13 protein-coding genes and 3 pseudogenes are annotated in these 13,982 nt (G+C 64.6%); 11 read left to right on the top strand and 5 right to left on the bottom strand.

Going from position 1 to position 13,982, the window contains the following annotated elements:
- Positions 1-659, bottom strand: a 659-nt coding sequence (locus G3436_RS07185) for a PucR family transcriptional regulator ligand-binding domain-containing protein (RefSeq protein WP_178116355.1), incomplete at its 3' end; no start/stop codon positions are given.
- 174 nt (positions 660-833) lie between these two features.
- Between G3436_RS07185 and G3436_RS07180 the strand changes: the two genes are divergently transcribed.
- From G3436_RS07180 to G3436_RS07150, 7 genes are all read left to right on the top strand, one after another.
- Positions 834-1,865 carry an ABC transporter substrate-binding protein gene (locus G3436_RS07180; RefSeq protein ID WP_163942945.1) on the top strand — a complete coding sequence of 344 codons (1,032 nt, stop codon included), beginning with the start codon at positions 834-836 and terminating at the stop codon, positions 1,863-1,865.
- Positions 1,862-3,268 (top strand): NAD(P)/FAD-dependent oxidoreductase, encoded by a 1,407-nt coding sequence (locus G3436_RS07175; protein WP_163942942.1) that lies wholly within the window; start codon positions 1,862-1,864, stop codon positions 3,266-3,268. Before G3436_RS07180 ends, G3436_RS07175 begins: the two co-directional genes overlap by 4 nt.
- 9 nt (positions 3,269-3,277) lie before the next feature.
- Positions 3,278-3,625, top strand: coding sequence for a cupin domain-containing protein (locus G3436_RS07170; RefSeq protein ID WP_163942939.1), 348 nt, complete (start codon positions 3,278-3,280; stop codon positions 3,623-3,625).
- A 112-nt stretch (positions 3,626-3,737) separates the two neighbouring features.
- Positions 3,738-4,631, top strand: coding sequence for an AraC family transcriptional regulator (locus tag G3436_RS07165; protein ID WP_163942936.1), 894 nt, complete (start codon positions 3,738-3,740; stop codon positions 4,629-4,631).
- 78 nt (positions 4,632-4,709) lie between these two features.
- On the top strand, positions 4,710-5,513 hold the full coding sequence (locus G3436_RS07160; protein ID WP_163942932.1) for an AraC family transcriptional regulator: 804 nt from the start codon (positions 4,710-4,712) through the stop codon (positions 5,511-5,513).
- 88 nt (positions 5,514-5,601) lie between these two features.
- Positions 5,602-6,309, top strand: coding sequence for an AzlC family ABC transporter permease (locus G3436_RS07155; RefSeq protein ID WP_163942929.1), 708 nt, complete (start codon positions 5,602-5,604; stop codon positions 6,307-6,309).
- Positions 6,306-6,605, top strand: a complete 300-nt coding sequence (locus tag G3436_RS07150; RefSeq protein WP_163942926.1) for an AzlD family protein — start codon at positions 6,306-6,308, stop codon at positions 6,603-6,605. The genes G3436_RS07155 and G3436_RS07150 overlap by 4 nt, the downstream gene beginning before the upstream one ends.
- A gap of 35 nt (positions 6,606-6,640) precedes the next feature.
- Here the strand turns inward: G3436_RS07150 and G3436_RS07145 are convergent, their stop codons facing one another.
- Both G3436_RS07145 and thpR read right to left on the bottom strand, forming a co-directional pair.
- The gene (locus G3436_RS07145; protein WP_163942923.1) at positions 6,641-7,351 is read right to left on the bottom strand and encodes a hypothetical protein; all 711 of its coding nucleotides are present in this window, start codon (positions 7,349-7,351) and stop codon (positions 6,641-6,643) included.
- A 26-nt stretch (positions 7,352-7,377) separates the two neighbouring features.
- A complete protein-coding gene (gene thpR / locus G3436_RS07140) occupies positions 7,378-7,932 on the bottom strand; it encodes an RNA 2',3'-cyclic phosphodiesterase (protein ID WP_163942921.1) in 555 nt (184 codons plus the stop codon).
- 223 nt (positions 7,933-8,155) lie between these two features.
- On the opposite strand from thpR, the pseudogene G3436_RS07135 reads away from it, so the two are divergent.
- A pseudogene (locus G3436_RS07135) lies at positions 8,156-9,080 on the top strand (hypothetical protein).
- 9 nt (positions 9,081-9,089) lie between these two features.
- Here G3436_RS07135 and G3436_RS07130 read toward each other — a convergent pair.
- A pseudogene (locus G3436_RS07130) lies at positions 9,090-10,161 on the bottom strand (NAD(P)-dependent alcohol dehydrogenase).
- Positions 10,162-10,482: 321 nt separating this feature from the next.
- Here G3436_RS07130 and G3436_RS07125 point away from each other — a divergent pair.
- Together G3436_RS07125 and G3436_RS28480 are read left to right on the top strand one after the other, a co-directional pair.
- On the top strand, positions 10,483-10,812 hold the full coding sequence (locus G3436_RS07125; RefSeq protein WP_163942919.1) for a hypothetical protein: 330 nt from the start codon (positions 10,483-10,485) through the stop codon (positions 10,810-10,812).
- Positions 10,813-10,844: 32 nt separating this feature from the next.
- Positions 10,845-12,467: an ankyrin repeat domain-containing protein gene (locus tag G3436_RS28480; RefSeq protein ID WP_163942917.1), complete on the top strand. Its 1,623-nt coding sequence runs from the start codon at positions 10,845-10,847 to the stop codon at positions 12,465-12,467.
- A 167-nt stretch (positions 12,468-12,634) separates the two neighbouring features.
- Here the strand turns inward: G3436_RS28480 and G3436_RS07115 are convergent, their stop codons facing one another.
- Positions 12,635-13,450, bottom strand: coding sequence for a gamma-glutamyl-gamma-aminobutyrate hydrolase family protein (locus G3436_RS07115; protein ID WP_163942915.1), 816 nt, complete (start codon positions 13,448-13,450; stop codon positions 12,635-12,637).
- Positions 13,451-13,820: 370 nt separating this feature from the next.
- Here G3436_RS07115 and G3436_RS07110 point away from each other — a divergent pair.
- Positions 13,821-13,982: pseudogene (locus G3436_RS07110) on the top strand (homoprotocatechuate degradation operon regulator HpaR); the annotation flags it as partial.

Genomic DNA, 13,982 nt, shown 5'->3' with positions numbered 1-13,982 from the left:
ATCACCAGCACTTCGCCGCTGTCCAGTGCCAGGCGCTGCACCACCGGGCGGTTGCCCGGCAGCTCGCGCAGGCGGCTCGCCAGCACTTCACGCTGCTGTGGCGCCAGCCCGCTGAGCTCGGCTCGCCACGGCGTGAGGGTGTGCGCGTCGAGCAGCGTCAACTGGGCTTGCACGTCTTGTTTCAGGCGCTTGAGCAGCGTGGCCAGGCCCAGGCCCTGGATGCTCATGCGCGCACTTTCATAGACCCGCGTAATGGCATTGCGACGGGCCTGCTCCTCCTGCTGGCCGGCGTCGACGATGGCACGGGTCACGGCGGCAAAGGGTACGCCGTAATGCGTCAGCATCACCGCAAACCCCAGGGCCTGCGCGTGCTGCAGCAGCGCGTCGAGGTCGGGCGGTGCCTGCATGTGCTCGCCGATCATCAGGCCGGCCAGGCCTGCGTTGGCCAGGCGCTGCACATACGCGCGCTGGTCCTGCGGCGCAGGCGGGATGCCCATGCCGGTGGTCATCAGCAGGTCGCCGTCGCCCAGCCATTCGGTGGGGTCGGCCAGTTCGCACACGTGGGCCCAGCGCACCAGGCGCTTTTGCCCCTGGGCGCCGCTGACCAGGCGCGTGCGCAGTTCTGGCAGGGCAAGAATGTCGCTGACAGCGAGGGCCATGGGCATCGTCCTCCAAGGGGGAAACTGGAGTGTAACCGGCTGCGGGCGGGCTTTGAATGCTTTCATACCAACGTATGAACAGCGTCGCGTGAATCTTGCTTGCGTCTGATTGTGGCGCCACGGCTGCGGCTCGACACTGGCTCGGCGAAGCACCTTGAACCGGAGAACATAACAATGCACAAGAATCTGGCCTTTTCGCTCACCCTGATCGCCACCGCCGCCTGCGCCACCCCGGCGCTGGCCGACCTTACCGTGGTGTCCCACGGCGGGGCCAACAAGGCTGCCCAGGTGGCCGCCTTCTATGACACCTACCAGGCCCAGACCGGCACCCGCATCGTGGCGGGCGAATTCAACGGCGAAATGGCCAAGGTCAAGGTGATGGTCGACACCGGCAGCGTGTCGTGGGACGTGGTCGAGATGGAAATGCCAGAGCTGGCCCGCGCCTGCGACGAAGGCCTGCTGGAAGAATTCAGCCCCGATCCGGCGGTGGCCGGGCAACTGCTGCCCGGCGCAGCGCAGCCTTGCGGGGTGGGCTTTTTCGTGTGGTCGACGGTGATTGCGTACAACGCCGACAAGCTCAAGGTGGCCCCGGCCGGCTGGGACGATTTCTGGAACCTGGAGAAATTCCCCGGCAAGCGCGGGCTGCGCAAGGGCGCCATGTACACCCTCGAATTCGCCTTGCTGGCCGACGGCGTGCCGGCGGCCGATGTGTACACCACGCTGGCCACCCGCGCCGGCCAGGACCGCGCCTTCGCCAAGCTCGACCAGATCAAGCCCAGCATCCAGTGGTGGGAGGCCGGCGCCCAGCCGCCGCAGTACCTGGCCTCGGGCGACGTGGTGATGAGCTCGGCCTACAGCGGCCGCATCAGTGCCGTGCAAGCCCAGAGCCCGCTGCGTATCGTGTGGAACGGCGGCATCTACGACATGGACGCCTGGGCCATCCCGCGCGGCGCCAAAAAGCGCGACGAAGCGCTCAAGTTCATCAACCACACCCTCAAGGCCGAGCAGCAGAAAGGCTATGCCGAGCAGATCGCCTACGGGCCGGTCAACCGCGAGGCGCTGGGCCTGCTGAGCGAGCAGCGGGTCAACGAACTGCCCACCGGCGGCGCCAACCTGCAGCAGCAATTGCCCATGAGCGCGAGTTTCTGGGCCGACCATGGCGAACAACTGGAACAGCGCTTCAATGCCTGGGCGGCACGCTCATGAAACTGACCCTGAACGCACCGCTCAAGCGCAGCTACTGGCTGCAAAGCGCCGAGCCCAACCTGCAACCGGGCGCCACGCTGCAGGGCGAGCACCAGGCTGATGTGGTGATCGTGGGCGGAGGCTTCGTCGGGCTGTGGACGGCCTTGACGCTCAAGCAGCACGAACCGGACATTCGTGTGCTGGTGCTGGAGCAGGACGTCTGCGGTGGCGGGGCGTCGGGACGCAACGGCGGCTTCGTGATGTCGTGGTGGCCCAAGGTCGGTACCTTGGCCGGTTTCTGCACGCCACAGCAGACGCGTTTTCTGGGCGACAGTGCCGAACACGCGATCAGCGAGCTGGGTGAGTTCTGCCAGCGCCATCAGATCGATGCGCACTTTCGTCAGAAAGGCTGGTTGTGGACCGCCACCAGCCCGGCCCACATCGACACCTGGAACGCTACCCTCAAGGCCTGCGAGCGCGTCGGCGTGGCCCCGTTCGAGCGGGTTTCGGCTGCCGAGGTGGCGCGCCGCACCGGCTCCAAGGTGCATTTGGCCGGCGTGTTCGAACGCAGCAACGCCACCGTGCAACCGGCGGCGCTGGTGCGCGGCATGCGCCGGGTGGCGCTGGAGGCGGGGGTGCTGATTGCCGAGAACACCGGGGTGACCGCTATCGAGCCCGGCGCACCGGTGCAGGTGACCACCCAGCAGGCCCGTATCCGTGCCGGGGCGGTGGTCATGGCCACCAACGCCTGGGCGGCGGCCCTGCCGGAACTGGCGCGGCTGATCACGCCGGTGAACAGCGCCATCGTGGTCACCGAGCCCATCGCCACGCGCCTGGAGCAGATGGGCTGGACCGGTGCCGAGTCGATCACCGACTCGCAGTTGATGGTGGACTACTACCGCACCACCGTGGATGGGCGCATTGCCTTCGGCAAGGGCACCGGGGCGATTGCCTACGGCGGCCGGATCGGGCCGGTGTTCAGTTTTGACCCGCCGAGCATCGCACTGGCCGAGGCCGATCTGCGCCGTACCTACCCGATGCTCAACGACGTGCACATCACCCACACCTGGTCGGGGCCCATCGACCGCACCTACGACAGCCTGCCGACCTTCGGCCGCCTGGGCGAGCAGGGCAATATCCACTACGGCATCGGCTGGAGCGGCAACGGCGTGGGCCCCAGCCGCCTCGGCGGGCGCATCCTGGCCAGCCTGGCGCTGGGGCGCAACGACCAATGGAGCGGTTGCGCCCTGGTGGGCCGCACCTGCAAGGCGTTCCCGCCGGAGCCGTTGCGTTACCTGGGCGGTACGCTGGTGCGCAATGCGGTGATCCGCAAGGAGCGTGCGCAAATGGCCGGCCGACCTGCCGCACGGCTTGATTGTATGCTGGCACGCCTGGCGCCGGCCGGGCTTGAAGACAAATCCTGAGGAGCGCACATGAATCCGGTACTGATCCACCTTGAAAGCGACGCTGCATTTGGCCCGGCTGCTGGCGTGGGGTCCCCGTTGGGTGAACCGGTCGCGATGGCGCGTACCGCCCTGCACCAGGAACTGGCCGGGCAGGGCGCCAGCACCGGCCTGTGGGAGTGCACACCGGGACGCTTCCGACGCCAGGTCGCGCAGGCCGAGTACAGTTACATCATCAGCGGCGAGGGCAGCTTCACGCCCGATGGCGCCGAGGCCATCGTGTTCGGCCCGGGCGATGCGCTGTACTTTGCCGCCAACACCCAGGGCACCTGGGAGGTACGCCAGACCGTGCGCAAGACTTACCTGATCCTGGGCTGAGTTAAAATGCTCCGAGCCTCATGCCTGATCCTCCGGGATCGGGCGTGGCGGGGTGGCAGCGGGCAGTGAATCTGCGATGATGCGGGTGTCCGATCCTCCGTCCCGGTACCCCATGCAGCTCACCCGCCACGCCGATGCCAACGCCACTCTGTGTTCCCTGATCGCACCCCTGGCGGTGCGCCCCGGTTTTGTCGACACCTACCTGCCGCAGGTGCAGGTGCTGTCGTGGGGGCATTACGTGGCCAGCAGCCCGCAGATCTACGAGCCGAGCCTGATGATCCTGGCCCAGGGCAGCAAGCTGGCCCGGTTGGGCGCGCGTACGCTGGAGTACGGTGCCGGCCACTACCTGGTACAGGCGCTGTCGGTGCCGTTCATGTGCGAGACGTTTGCCACCGAGAGCGAGCCGTTGCTGGGCGTGTCGGTGGCCATCGACCGCACGGTGCTGGGTGAACTGGTGCAGAGCATGGGGCTGGCGCCAGATCGGGGCGTTAGCGCACAGACGCCCGAATCCATGACCTCTGCCGCACTGGATGCAGCGATGCGCGAAAGCGTCGAGCGTCTGCTGCGTTGCCTGCAGGACCCGCTCGAAAGCCGAGTGATGGGCGCGGCGCGGGTGCGCGAGGTGTTGTATGTGGCCTTGCGCGGGCCACAGGCGGGCGTATTGCGTGCCCTGGTGGAGCAGCAGGGGCATTTTGCGCGCATTGCCGCGTCCCTGAGCCACTTACGCGAGCACTATGCCGAGCCCTTGAGCGTCGAGGCGCTGGCGGGCTGTGCGAACATGAGTGCGTCGACCTTTCACGAGCACTTCAAGCGTTGCACCTTGCTGTCGCCGATCCAGTACCTCAAGCGCCTGCGCTTGCTCAAGGCCCAGCAGATGCTGATCGGCGAGGGCCTGGGCGTGGCGCAGGTGGCGCACCGCGTGGGCTACCAGAGCACTTCGCAGTTCAGTCGCGAGTACAAGCGTCATTTCGAACGCAGCCCGGGGCAGGAGCATCCTTACCTGTGAGGCCGTGAACAGCCTGGCGAGGCCGGCACGGCAGGCGCAAATGGATTATTCTGGCCGTCCCACCCAAGGGGCATTCCCATGGCCAACGACAATTCCCGTGACTGGTTGCAGCGCGCGGCGCACCCCGGCAAGGTCGAGCGCATCGAAGCCTATTTCAGTGGCTATGCCTACAGCCTGCACCGGCACGACACCTATGCCATTGGCCGTACCCTTGCCGGCGTGCAGAACTTTCACTACCGCGGCAGCACCCGCCACAGCCTGCCTGGCCAGACCATGGTGCTGCACCCCGACGAGGTGCACGACGGCGAGGCTGGCACCGAGGCGGGCTTTCGCTACCGCATGATCTACCTGGAGCCGGCCTTGGTGCAGCAGGCGCTCGGTGGCAGGGCGTTGCCGTTCATCTGCGGCGGCCAGTCCGATGACCCCCGCTTGTTCGCGGCCACCGAGGCCTTGCTGCAGCGCATGGATGACCCCCTCGACGCATTTGCCGAAGAGGACGCGATCTATGACCTGGTGCAGGTGATGGCTGGCGTGGCCGGCCAGCGCCGCGGGCGCCAGACGTTCGATTTTGTCGCGGCCGAGCGCGCTCGCCTGTTCATTCACGACACCCTGGCGCTGCCGATTTGCCTGGACGACCTGGTGCAGGCCAGCGGTCGCGAGCGTTTTGCCCTGTCGCGCGACTTTCGTGTGCTGTACGGCACCAGCCCCTATCGCTACATCACTCAGCGCCGTCTTGAGCGGGCGCGCCGGCTGATGCTGTCGGGTGTGAGCCTGACAGAGGCCGCGCTGGGGGCCGGTTTCTACGATCAGAGCCATATGACCCGGCACTTTCAGCAGGCCCTGGGCCTGACCCCGGCGCGCTGGCTGCACATGCAGGGGTGACGGCTGGTGTGCACAATCGTGCAATACGGCGCCTGAAGGTGCGCCTAAGCTGGCTGCCATTCCCCTGGCAGCAGATGTGAAATACCCCATGAGTGACAACCGGCGTGAAGTAATGCTGGGCATGCGAGACGCCATGCCTGTGTGGTTTGCCGTGGCCCCGTATGCCCTGGTGCTGGGGGCCCAGGCCTCCCAGGTCGGCTTGTCGGTCCCTGAAGTGATGCTGATGACGGCGTTCAACTTCGCCGGTGGCTCGGAGTTTGCGGCGATCCAGCTGTGGGGGTCGCCATTGCCGATGCTTACCATCATTGCAATGACGTTTCTGATCAACAGCCGCCATATCATCATGGGCGCGGCACTGGCGCCATTCATCCAGCATCTGCCCAAGCGCAAGGTACTGCCGGCGCTGTTTTTCATGGCTGATGAAGGCTGGGCGATCAATCACGCCAAGACCCTGGCGCGTGCCCGCGAGCAGTCGGCGCAAGACGCGTTCAGTTTTCCCTACTACCTGGGGGCCTGCCTGCCGTTCTACCCGGTGTGGGTGGGGTCGGCGGTGCTGGGTGGGATGGTCGGGCCCAGCCTTGGCAACCTTGACGCCTATGGCTTTGCGATGGCCTTCCCGGCAGTATTCCTGGTGTTGCTACGGGGCATGTGGAAGGGGGGCCGTGCGGCGCGCCCGTGGCTGCTCAGCCTGGTGGTGGCGGGGCTGGTCTACCTGCTTTTGCCGGGCCCATGGTTTGTGCTGGCGGGCAGTTTTGCCGGCATGCTCGCGGCCTGGGTGTGGGGGGAGGCGCAATGATCGGCTGGGCTTCGTTGCTGACCTTCGTGGGCATGGGCGCGGTCACCTACGCCACGCGGGTGCTGGGGTTTCTGTTGCTGCGCAACCGCCACCTCAGCCCGCGGGCGCGGGCGGTCATGCAGAGCGCGCCGGGGTGCGTGCTGATTTCGGTGATTGCGCCTTACTTCGTGTCGTCCCAGCCGGAGCAACTGGCGGCGCTGGCGATAACCGTGGCCGCGGCGAGCCGCTTGTCGATGCTGCCGACCGTGGTGATCGCGGTGGCCTCACTGGGCGTGCTCAAGGCGATCATGGGGTGACGCAGCCCCCAGCGCGCGCCGCGCACCACCTGATCTCAGTTTGTGTAGTAGAAGGCGGTGGAAAATCTGAAACTCAGACCCTGTACGTCACACCAGTCCACAAATTCGATTGTGCGTTCGCCCACGCGATAGGCATTCCACGCCGCAAGCAGTTCACGCAGTTCGCGCACTTCCTGGTTGAGGTAGTTGCGGGCCTGTTCGGACTCGATCCGCACCGCCAGGGCGGCGGCGCGATCCAGCTTGATGGCCGCCACGGCCTCGTCGCCCAGGAACACCGACTCCTCCAAGTGGTGGGCCATGTGATCGACCTGCATCAGCTCATCGTTCGCCAACTGGTGCAGCGCCACCTGATCCTGCGGGTCATGCGCCAGGGCGGCTTGAAGCCAGGCGGACTCACCTGTCAACTTGCCCAACCAGCGATACGGCTCGGCCAGCGCCGGGCCCTCGTCACACCAGGCTCGCAGTACCTGCCTGAGGAAGCTGGTCAACGCATACGACAGCAACTGGTGTGTGTCGCCGTGGCTGAAGGCAAGGTCAGCGATCTCGCAGGTGATGGCGCGCTGCTGCGTCACTTCAAGGCTGCGAGTGGCCGCCAGAAACTCGTCCAGCGCCTTGAACGCAGGCTTCTTCAGCCCCTTTTCGCGCAGCAGGCAGTATTGCGAGAACCCGGCAAAACCCGCTCTGGTCGCGTAGGTTTGGCCAATGTGCCTGAGGCCTTCGAAGTTCTCTTTGTTCCAGTAATACATGTGCATCCTTGTCGGTTGAAAACTGCTTACCGGTTTGAGCCCATCAGCGGCCACTGCGCTATCGGCGTGTACTGGCCCCGGGTTGACTCGAACAGGGTGAAGTGTTCGATGTTCAAGCGCAGCGCCGGCGCCTCGGACGACTCCGGCACATCCCCCGGATAATCGTGCACCAGGGTCAGGTGCGGGCGGAACTCGCGCAGGCTGTCTTCGATGCCGAAGGGCAACAGGGCCTGGTGCAGCGCATACACCAGTTGGCGCAAGGCCGCCGGTGTCTGCGAAGGTTCGAGCACCAGCACATTGCTGCGGTGCCACAGGGCCAGCGTGTCCAGCACGATGCGTAACGGCGCGTTCGGTCGTGGCACCTTGGCCATGGCGGCACAGATGGCTGGAAGCTGCGCCGCCCCTATTTCGCCCAGGAACATCAGCGTCAGGTGAAAGTTGGTCACCGGCACCGGCCGTCCGTGCTTGAGCCCCAGCGTGCTGCGCCAGCGGCCAAGGGTACGCGACTGCTCGGGGGTGCAGGGCAGGGCCAGGAACAGCCGTTTCAAGGCCTGGCCCGCTACTTGGGGTTCACGCTGCATGGCGCCTGTTGCTCTCGGTGATGGCTCGGCAGGACAGGGTATCGAGCACTCGCCGGTTGATCAACGCGCCTGCTGGCGCGTCGCTATACTCGGTCAATAGTCCCACGCCTGTCGGGGCACGACCGTGAACCACTGTTCCCTGTGCGCTACCTGCGTCCTCGCGCTGCTGCTGGCTGTCAGCGGCTGCGCGAGCAAACCGCCGGCACCGCCGCCGCAGCCCCCGGTGGTGCTGTCCCAGGCCGCCTGGCAGCAGGTCGACTGGGACATCATGGCGGCGTCTGCGGGCGCCAGCCGCTCAACCCACGACTACGCACGGCGCTCGATGCGGGTGTGGAAAGACGCGGTGCAGGCACGCACCGAAACGGATTTCATCCCCTGGTTCACCGGTTACTGGACCCAGCAATGGCTGACCCTCAAGGTGGCCTGGTACAAGCTCAGCAAGAATGAACAGACCCCCCCCCGGCGAGGACCGTCTGGCGCTGTACCTGCAGGAGCAGTACCGCGAGCGGGTGCTGGAGCCGGTGGCCAGGGAAATCAACCCCGACCTCATCCGCGAACGCGCGACGCAACTCTATGTGCAACTGCTCGGCCAGCAGCTGCAGGGTATTGCGCAGCGTTACCGCGCCGCTCCCGACCAGTTCGCCTTGCACTTGAACCGTATCCCCGCGATCAATCTGGGCCCGCCTGCCGCGCGCAACGCCTCGCTGCACCAATTGATCGCGGCGCAGCCGCTGCTGAGCCTGCCGGCCTACGTGACGCTTGACCAACAGGTTCATCAGGCGGCCATCGCGGCCGGCAAGGCGCCTTCGGACACCGGTCTGTCGTCAGTGGCCAAACGCGCCAGCGCCAAGCTGGAAGCTACCCTGGTGCCTCGCGGGGCAGCCAGCGCAGTCGCTGCGGCGGTGGGCAAGGCGGTCGGGACGTTGATCTCGCTGGCCGCTGCGGGGGTGGCTGCGATGATGCACGAGAGCGAGCGCCCGGCCATGGTCGACCAGCTGCGGGTAATCCTCAACGTGGCGCTCAACGAGGAATGGCAGGCGTTGATGCAGAACCCCGCCATCGGTGTGATGGCGGGGGTCAACTACCTGTCCGAGCAGATCGAGGGCAGCCTGGTGCTCAGCAGCGGGCTGCCGCACGGGCAGCCCTGAACGGCGCCGTCACGGGGTGATCGCGACCTTCATCACGCCGTCGCGCTGATGCGCGAACAACTCGTACGCCGCCTCGATGTCGTCCAGCTTGAAGCGGTGCGTGACCAGCGGCTTGAGGTCGACGCTGGCGCTGGCGACCACTTCCATCAAGCGGCGCATGCGCTCCTTGCCGCCAGGGCACAGGGTGCTGACGATGCTGTAGTCACCCAGCCCGGCGCCAAAGGCGCCCAGCGGCAGGGTGAGGTCGCGCTGTACACCCCCAGGCTCGACAGGGTGCCGCCGGGGCGCAGTATGCGCAGCCCCGACTCGAAGGTCGATTGGGTGCCCAGCGCCTCGATGCTCACATCGACCCCGCGGCCCTGGGTGATGGCCATGATCTGCTCCACCACGTTGCCCTGCTTGAAGTCCACCACATGGGTGGCGCCCAGTTGGCGGGCAACCGACAGCCGCGCGGGCACGGTGTCGACGCCGATAATGGTGGTGGCACCCATGAGCTTGGCACCGGCCACGGCGCACAGGCCTATCGGGCCCAGGGCAAACACCGCCACCGTGTCACCGATGCGCACGCCGCCACGTTCGGCACCGGAGAAGCCGGTGGACATGATGTCCGGGCACATCAGCACCTGCTCGTCACTGAGCCCGTCGGGGATTGGCGACAGGTTGGCCATGGCGTCCGGCACCAGCACGTACTCGGCCTGGCAGCCATCGATGGTGTTGCCGAACTTCCAGCCACCGGCCACACGAAAACCATGCGCCGTGCCGGGGCGTCCTGGGAGGCGCACCCGCACAGGCAGGCATAACTGTGCCCACTGGGTGTGATGGCGCCCGCGATCACGCGCTGGCCTTCGTGGAAGCCCTGCACCTGTGTACCGAGCTTTTCGATGATGCCGACCGGTTCATGGCCGATGGTCAGGCCTTTGGCCACCGGGTACTCACCGCGAAGAATGTGCACATCGGTGCCGCACAAGGTCGTGGTGGTGATGCGCACGAGTGCATCGGAGGGGCCGACGTCGGGGATCGGTTTGTCCTCGAGCACGATGCGGTTTTTTTCGACAAAGACTGCGGCTTTCATGCGGGCCATGTTCATCTCTCCTGAAAGGGGGACTGGAAGGCGGGGCTACAAAGGGCAGGGTGCACCTGGTGGGACGGCAGGCTGTTGATTGAGGTCAAGCCCAAGAGCATAGGCCAATGTCGAGCGCCCGGCCTGTCTCGGTGAAAACGTGGCGGTTATCGAGAATTTTTAAAAAAACCTGTAATAACAAAAAGATACGCATTGTTATTAAAGTTATATCTAGCATGAACTTACAGGGCGGCATGCGGTCAGAGCTTGCGCGTATCGGCACGTGATGTGAAATTGCCACAGTCGTACGCACACGACCAGATTCGTACTAAGGACTCGGTAATGAAAATCGTCAAAACGCTGCTGCTCGCTTCGCTTGTTTCCACCCTTGCCGGTTGTGGCAGCGATGCCATCGAAGGCAAGTTCAATGTGCAGGCCAGCGTGATGGGCTTCAAGAGCAATGTCGGTACCGCCGAACTGGACGAGGACTACATCACCCTGCTGGGCGACAAGTACCAGATCGACGAATGGACGCGCGAGGGTGACCACATCATCGCCCGTGGCAAGGACGGCGAGGCCGTGATGAACGCGCGCGTCGAAGACAATGGCAACCGCCTGGTGGTGCTGGACGGTGGCGAACTGGTCAGCATGACCCTGACGCGCATCCAGTAATCCCTCCCTGGTCTCAATCGCAAGGACGTTCTGTGAAAAAAATACTGGCTGTATCAGGCATAGCCGCATTGCTGGCCGGCTGCGGGTCGAGTTACGAGTGGGATGAAGTGACCACCGCCAAGGGCAGCAAAGGCAAGCCTACTGCCATCTATATCGACAAGAAGACCAAGGAACCGGTCTCCGGCACCATCATCTGGAAGGAAGGCGATACGCTGATTTCCGAGTTCAAGGTCAAGGATGGCAAGGTACAGGGCGACTGGGTGACGCATAACGCCGACGGCTCGGTGGCCATCGAGGCCCAGTTGGACGACGGCCAGTTGACGGGCACCACCACGATTTATTGCGCCGGCGCCGAGAAAAAGCCGCAGCAGCGCATCGTCATCGGTGACGGCAAGCAGACCGAAAGCCAGTTCGACTGCGCCAGCGGCGTGCAAACCCGCGAGACCGTCACGGTGCAGGAGCAGGGCAGCAAGCACAACGGTCGCACCCTGGCCCAGTTGGCCTGGCGTGTGGTCGATGGCAAGCAGGTGCCCGCCGTGGTTGCCAACTACGCCAAGGACGGTAGCGGTGAGCTGGACGGCGTTCAGGAGACCTACTACCAGACCGGCCAGGTGCAGGAGCGCAAGCACTACAGCCAGGGCAAGCAGGACGGCCTGCAGGAAGCGTTCGCGCTGCTCAACGACGGTACCTACCGTCTGCGCCAGACCACTGCCTACAAGGACGGCCAGCGCGAGGGCGACTCGATCCGCTATTTCGTGCACCCCGACTGGCCTGAAAAGACCGTCGAGCAGCGTGAAACCTATGCGGCAGGGCAGGATACCGGCAAGACGGTGATTTACCGAGAGCTGGATGTGCAGGTGCTGGTGCCGTACCAGGACGTGCCACCGAGCCACTTCAAGCTCAAGGAAGCGCTGGCCGGCAAGTCGTCCCGTGACGGTTATGTGGCGGATGTAGAGGGGCTCAAGTACCTGCTGCAAGCGTCGGCGGTGGACCTGAACAAACCGTTGATCGCAGAAGACGAGTCGCCGATCCACTATGTCGCCGAGAACGCCTACGACATGCTCGTGGCGCTGGGCGCCGACCCGCTCAAGCTCACGCCGGAAGGTAACAGCCGGCTGATGATGTGCCTGAAGAACGCGTGGCGTGAATGTTCGGATGCGCACTTCGCTCAGTTGTTGGCCTTGGCCAACGCCAGGACCGCCAACCTGTTCGGCAACACCGCGCTGCACGAGTTCTGCAAGAGCAACAGCCTGACCCAGAGGCGCCCTGAGCTGGGCCAGCGCCTGATCGCCAGCCAGGACGTGAATGCGGTGAACTACGCCGGCCAGACGGCCTTGCACTACTGCATCACGCAGCGTGACAAGACGGTTGCCAATGCGTTGATCGCGGCGGGCGCCGACTTGGACAAGGCCGATTCCTCCGGGGTGACGCCGCTGCAACTGGTATTCCTGCGCGACCCGCGCCTGGGGCGTCAGAAGCAGGTGAGCTGGGATGCGACCCGCATCCAGTACGTGGGCGGCTTGCTGGCCAAATCCAAGTTCAGCTTTGAGGCGCCGTTCCCAGGCTTCGACAAGAGCCTGAAACAGTTGATGATCGAAGCCAGCGATGCGCAGAACGCCATGCTGGTGGACAGCCTGGCTGCCAACAAGGGGTAACACCCAGGGCTGCGCAGCAGCCCTTTCGCTGGCAAGCCAGCTCCCACAGGTACTGTGAACACCACAAAACCCTGTGGGAAGCTCCCTCAGGCACTGTGTGGTGGTCAAGTTGGCTTGCCAGCGAAGAGGCCAGGCCAGTCACCACAGGGCAGTCATTGATCGATGGATCAGGCGGTAGAACCGACCTTCTTCAGGGCCTGACCCTTGGCTACCTGCTTGCGGCAGGCCTCGCCGAAGGCCTGGAACATCTTCACCGAATCAGGGTTCTTCGCCGCCTGCCATTCCGGGTGCCATTGCACCGCGAACAGGAACGGCGACAGGCTCGGAGCATGGATCGCCTCTACCAGGCCGTCTTCGGCGCGGGCCAATGGCTCCAGGCCTTCGCCCAGGGTCTTCAGGCCCTGGCCGTGCAGCGAGTTGACGCGGATCTCGTCGCTCTGCAGCAGCGTGTGCAACCAACTGCCCGGCGCCAGGCGCACGCCATGCACCGCGCTGTACTGCACATCGACCGGATCGTCGGGGTTTTCCCGGTGGTCGTTGAAGCCTGGCTCGGCGTAGACCTTCTGATAGATATCACCGCCCAGCGCCACGTTGATTTCCTGCATGCCACGGCAGATGCCGAAGATCGGCAGGCCGCGGGCAATCGCCAGCTGTACCAGCGGCAGGTCGAACAGGTCACGGTCACGGTCCTGGGCCTTGCCCGGGGTCTGGTTTTCCTGGCCATACAGGGCCGGGTCGATATTGCTGCCGGCGCCGGTCAGGTACACGCCGTCGGCCATGTCCAGGTACTGCTCGAGGTCGTCGGTACCGCAGCAGGTCGGCACCAGCACCGGCACGCAACCGGCATGCTCGACCAGTGGCTGGATGTATTTGTGGGTCATGACCTGGTAGGCATGGCCCTTGCGTTCCTGGGCGCCCATGGACATCAGCACGACAGGTTTACGAAGGGGCTGATTCTTATTGCCAATGTTGCTGTTGGGCATATGTCACCTTGGGACAGGCTCAGCCTGTCATTGTTGTGCAGGTGCATCGAGAGCTGCTGACGCTACCTGAGGTTTCGAGCACTGCCGAGAGCGCATGGAGGTTGCCTCCCGGTCGAAACCTGTGGCATAGCTTGCCAGAGCCGTTAAATATGTCAAACGGCTTTAGTCTGGATTGCGCAAAAATCTTTACATTGGTTCTAGGTAGCATATGCAACTTGCTGATTTATATGCGTTTTATTGTATTTGTTAGCGTGCTTGGTAGTTCGTTATATTTAACGTTCATGGCCGTGTGGAGGGCGGGACGTTTTCACCTTGCGCGGTACGGGGAGGGCTTTTAAGCTGCAAGGCTACCGTTGCCATAGCCTGAACCATGCCCATTCCAAGACCTTCCCTGACCCTAACCTTGCTCCAGGCCCGTGAAGCGGCCATGGCGTTCTTTCGCCCCTCGCTCAATGCCCATGGCCTGACCGAACAGCAGTGGCGGGTGATTCGCATCCTGCGCCAGCAAGGCGAACTGGAAAGCCATCAGCTT

Source organism: Pseudomonas brassicae (genome assembly GCF_010671725.1).
Classification (GTDB): Bacteria; Pseudomonadota; Gammaproteobacteria; order Pseudomonadales; family Pseudomonadaceae; genus Aquipseudomonas; species Aquipseudomonas brassicae.
The sequence above is the reverse complement of the archived record's forward strand: the minus strand, read 5'-3'. Positions and strand labels throughout refer to the sequence as shown.

Excerpts from the sequence above, each read along its gene's own strand:
- G3436_RS07125 (WP_163942919.1), top strand. The coding sequence starts at position 10,483 with ATGAAAATCGTCAAAACGCTGCTGCTCGCTTCGCTTGTTTCCACCCTT.
- G3436_RS07150 (WP_163942926.1), top strand. The coding sequence starts at position 6,306 with ATGATCGGCTGGGCTTCGTTGCTGACCTTCGTGGGCATGGGCGCGGTC.
- thpR (WP_163942921.1), bottom strand. The coding sequence starts at position 7,932 with ATGCAGCGTGAACCCCAAGTAGCGGGCCAGGCCTTGAAACGGCTGTTC.
- G3436_RS07160 (WP_163942932.1), top strand. The coding sequence starts at position 4,710 with ATGGCCAACGACAATTCCCGTGACTGGTTGCAGCGCGCGGCGCACCCC.
- G3436_RS07165 (WP_163942936.1), top strand. The coding sequence starts at position 3,738 with ATGCAGCTCACCCGCCACGCCGATGCCAACGCCACTCTGTGTTCCCTG.
- G3436_RS07155 (WP_163942929.1), top strand. The coding sequence starts at position 5,602 with ATGAGTGACAACCGGCGTGAAGTAATGCTGGGCATGCGAGACGCCATG.
- G3436_RS07175 (WP_163942942.1), top strand. The coding sequence starts at position 1,862 with ATGAAACTGACCCTGAACGCACCGCTCAAGCGCAGCTACTGGCTGCAA.
- G3436_RS07170 (WP_163942939.1), top strand. The coding sequence starts at position 3,278 with ATGAATCCGGTACTGATCCACCTTGAAAGCGACGCTGCATTTGGCCCG.
- G3436_RS07145 (WP_163942923.1), bottom strand. The coding sequence starts at position 7,351 with ATGTATTACTGGAACAAAGAGAACTTCGAAGGCCTCAGGCACATTGGC.
- G3436_RS07180 (WP_163942945.1), top strand. The coding sequence starts at position 834 with ATGCACAAGAATCTGGCCTTTTCGCTCACCCTGATCGCCACCGCCGCC.
- G3436_RS07115 (WP_163942915.1), bottom strand. The coding sequence starts at position 13,450 with ATGCCCAACAGCAACATTGGCAATAAGAATCAGCCCCTTCGTAAACCT.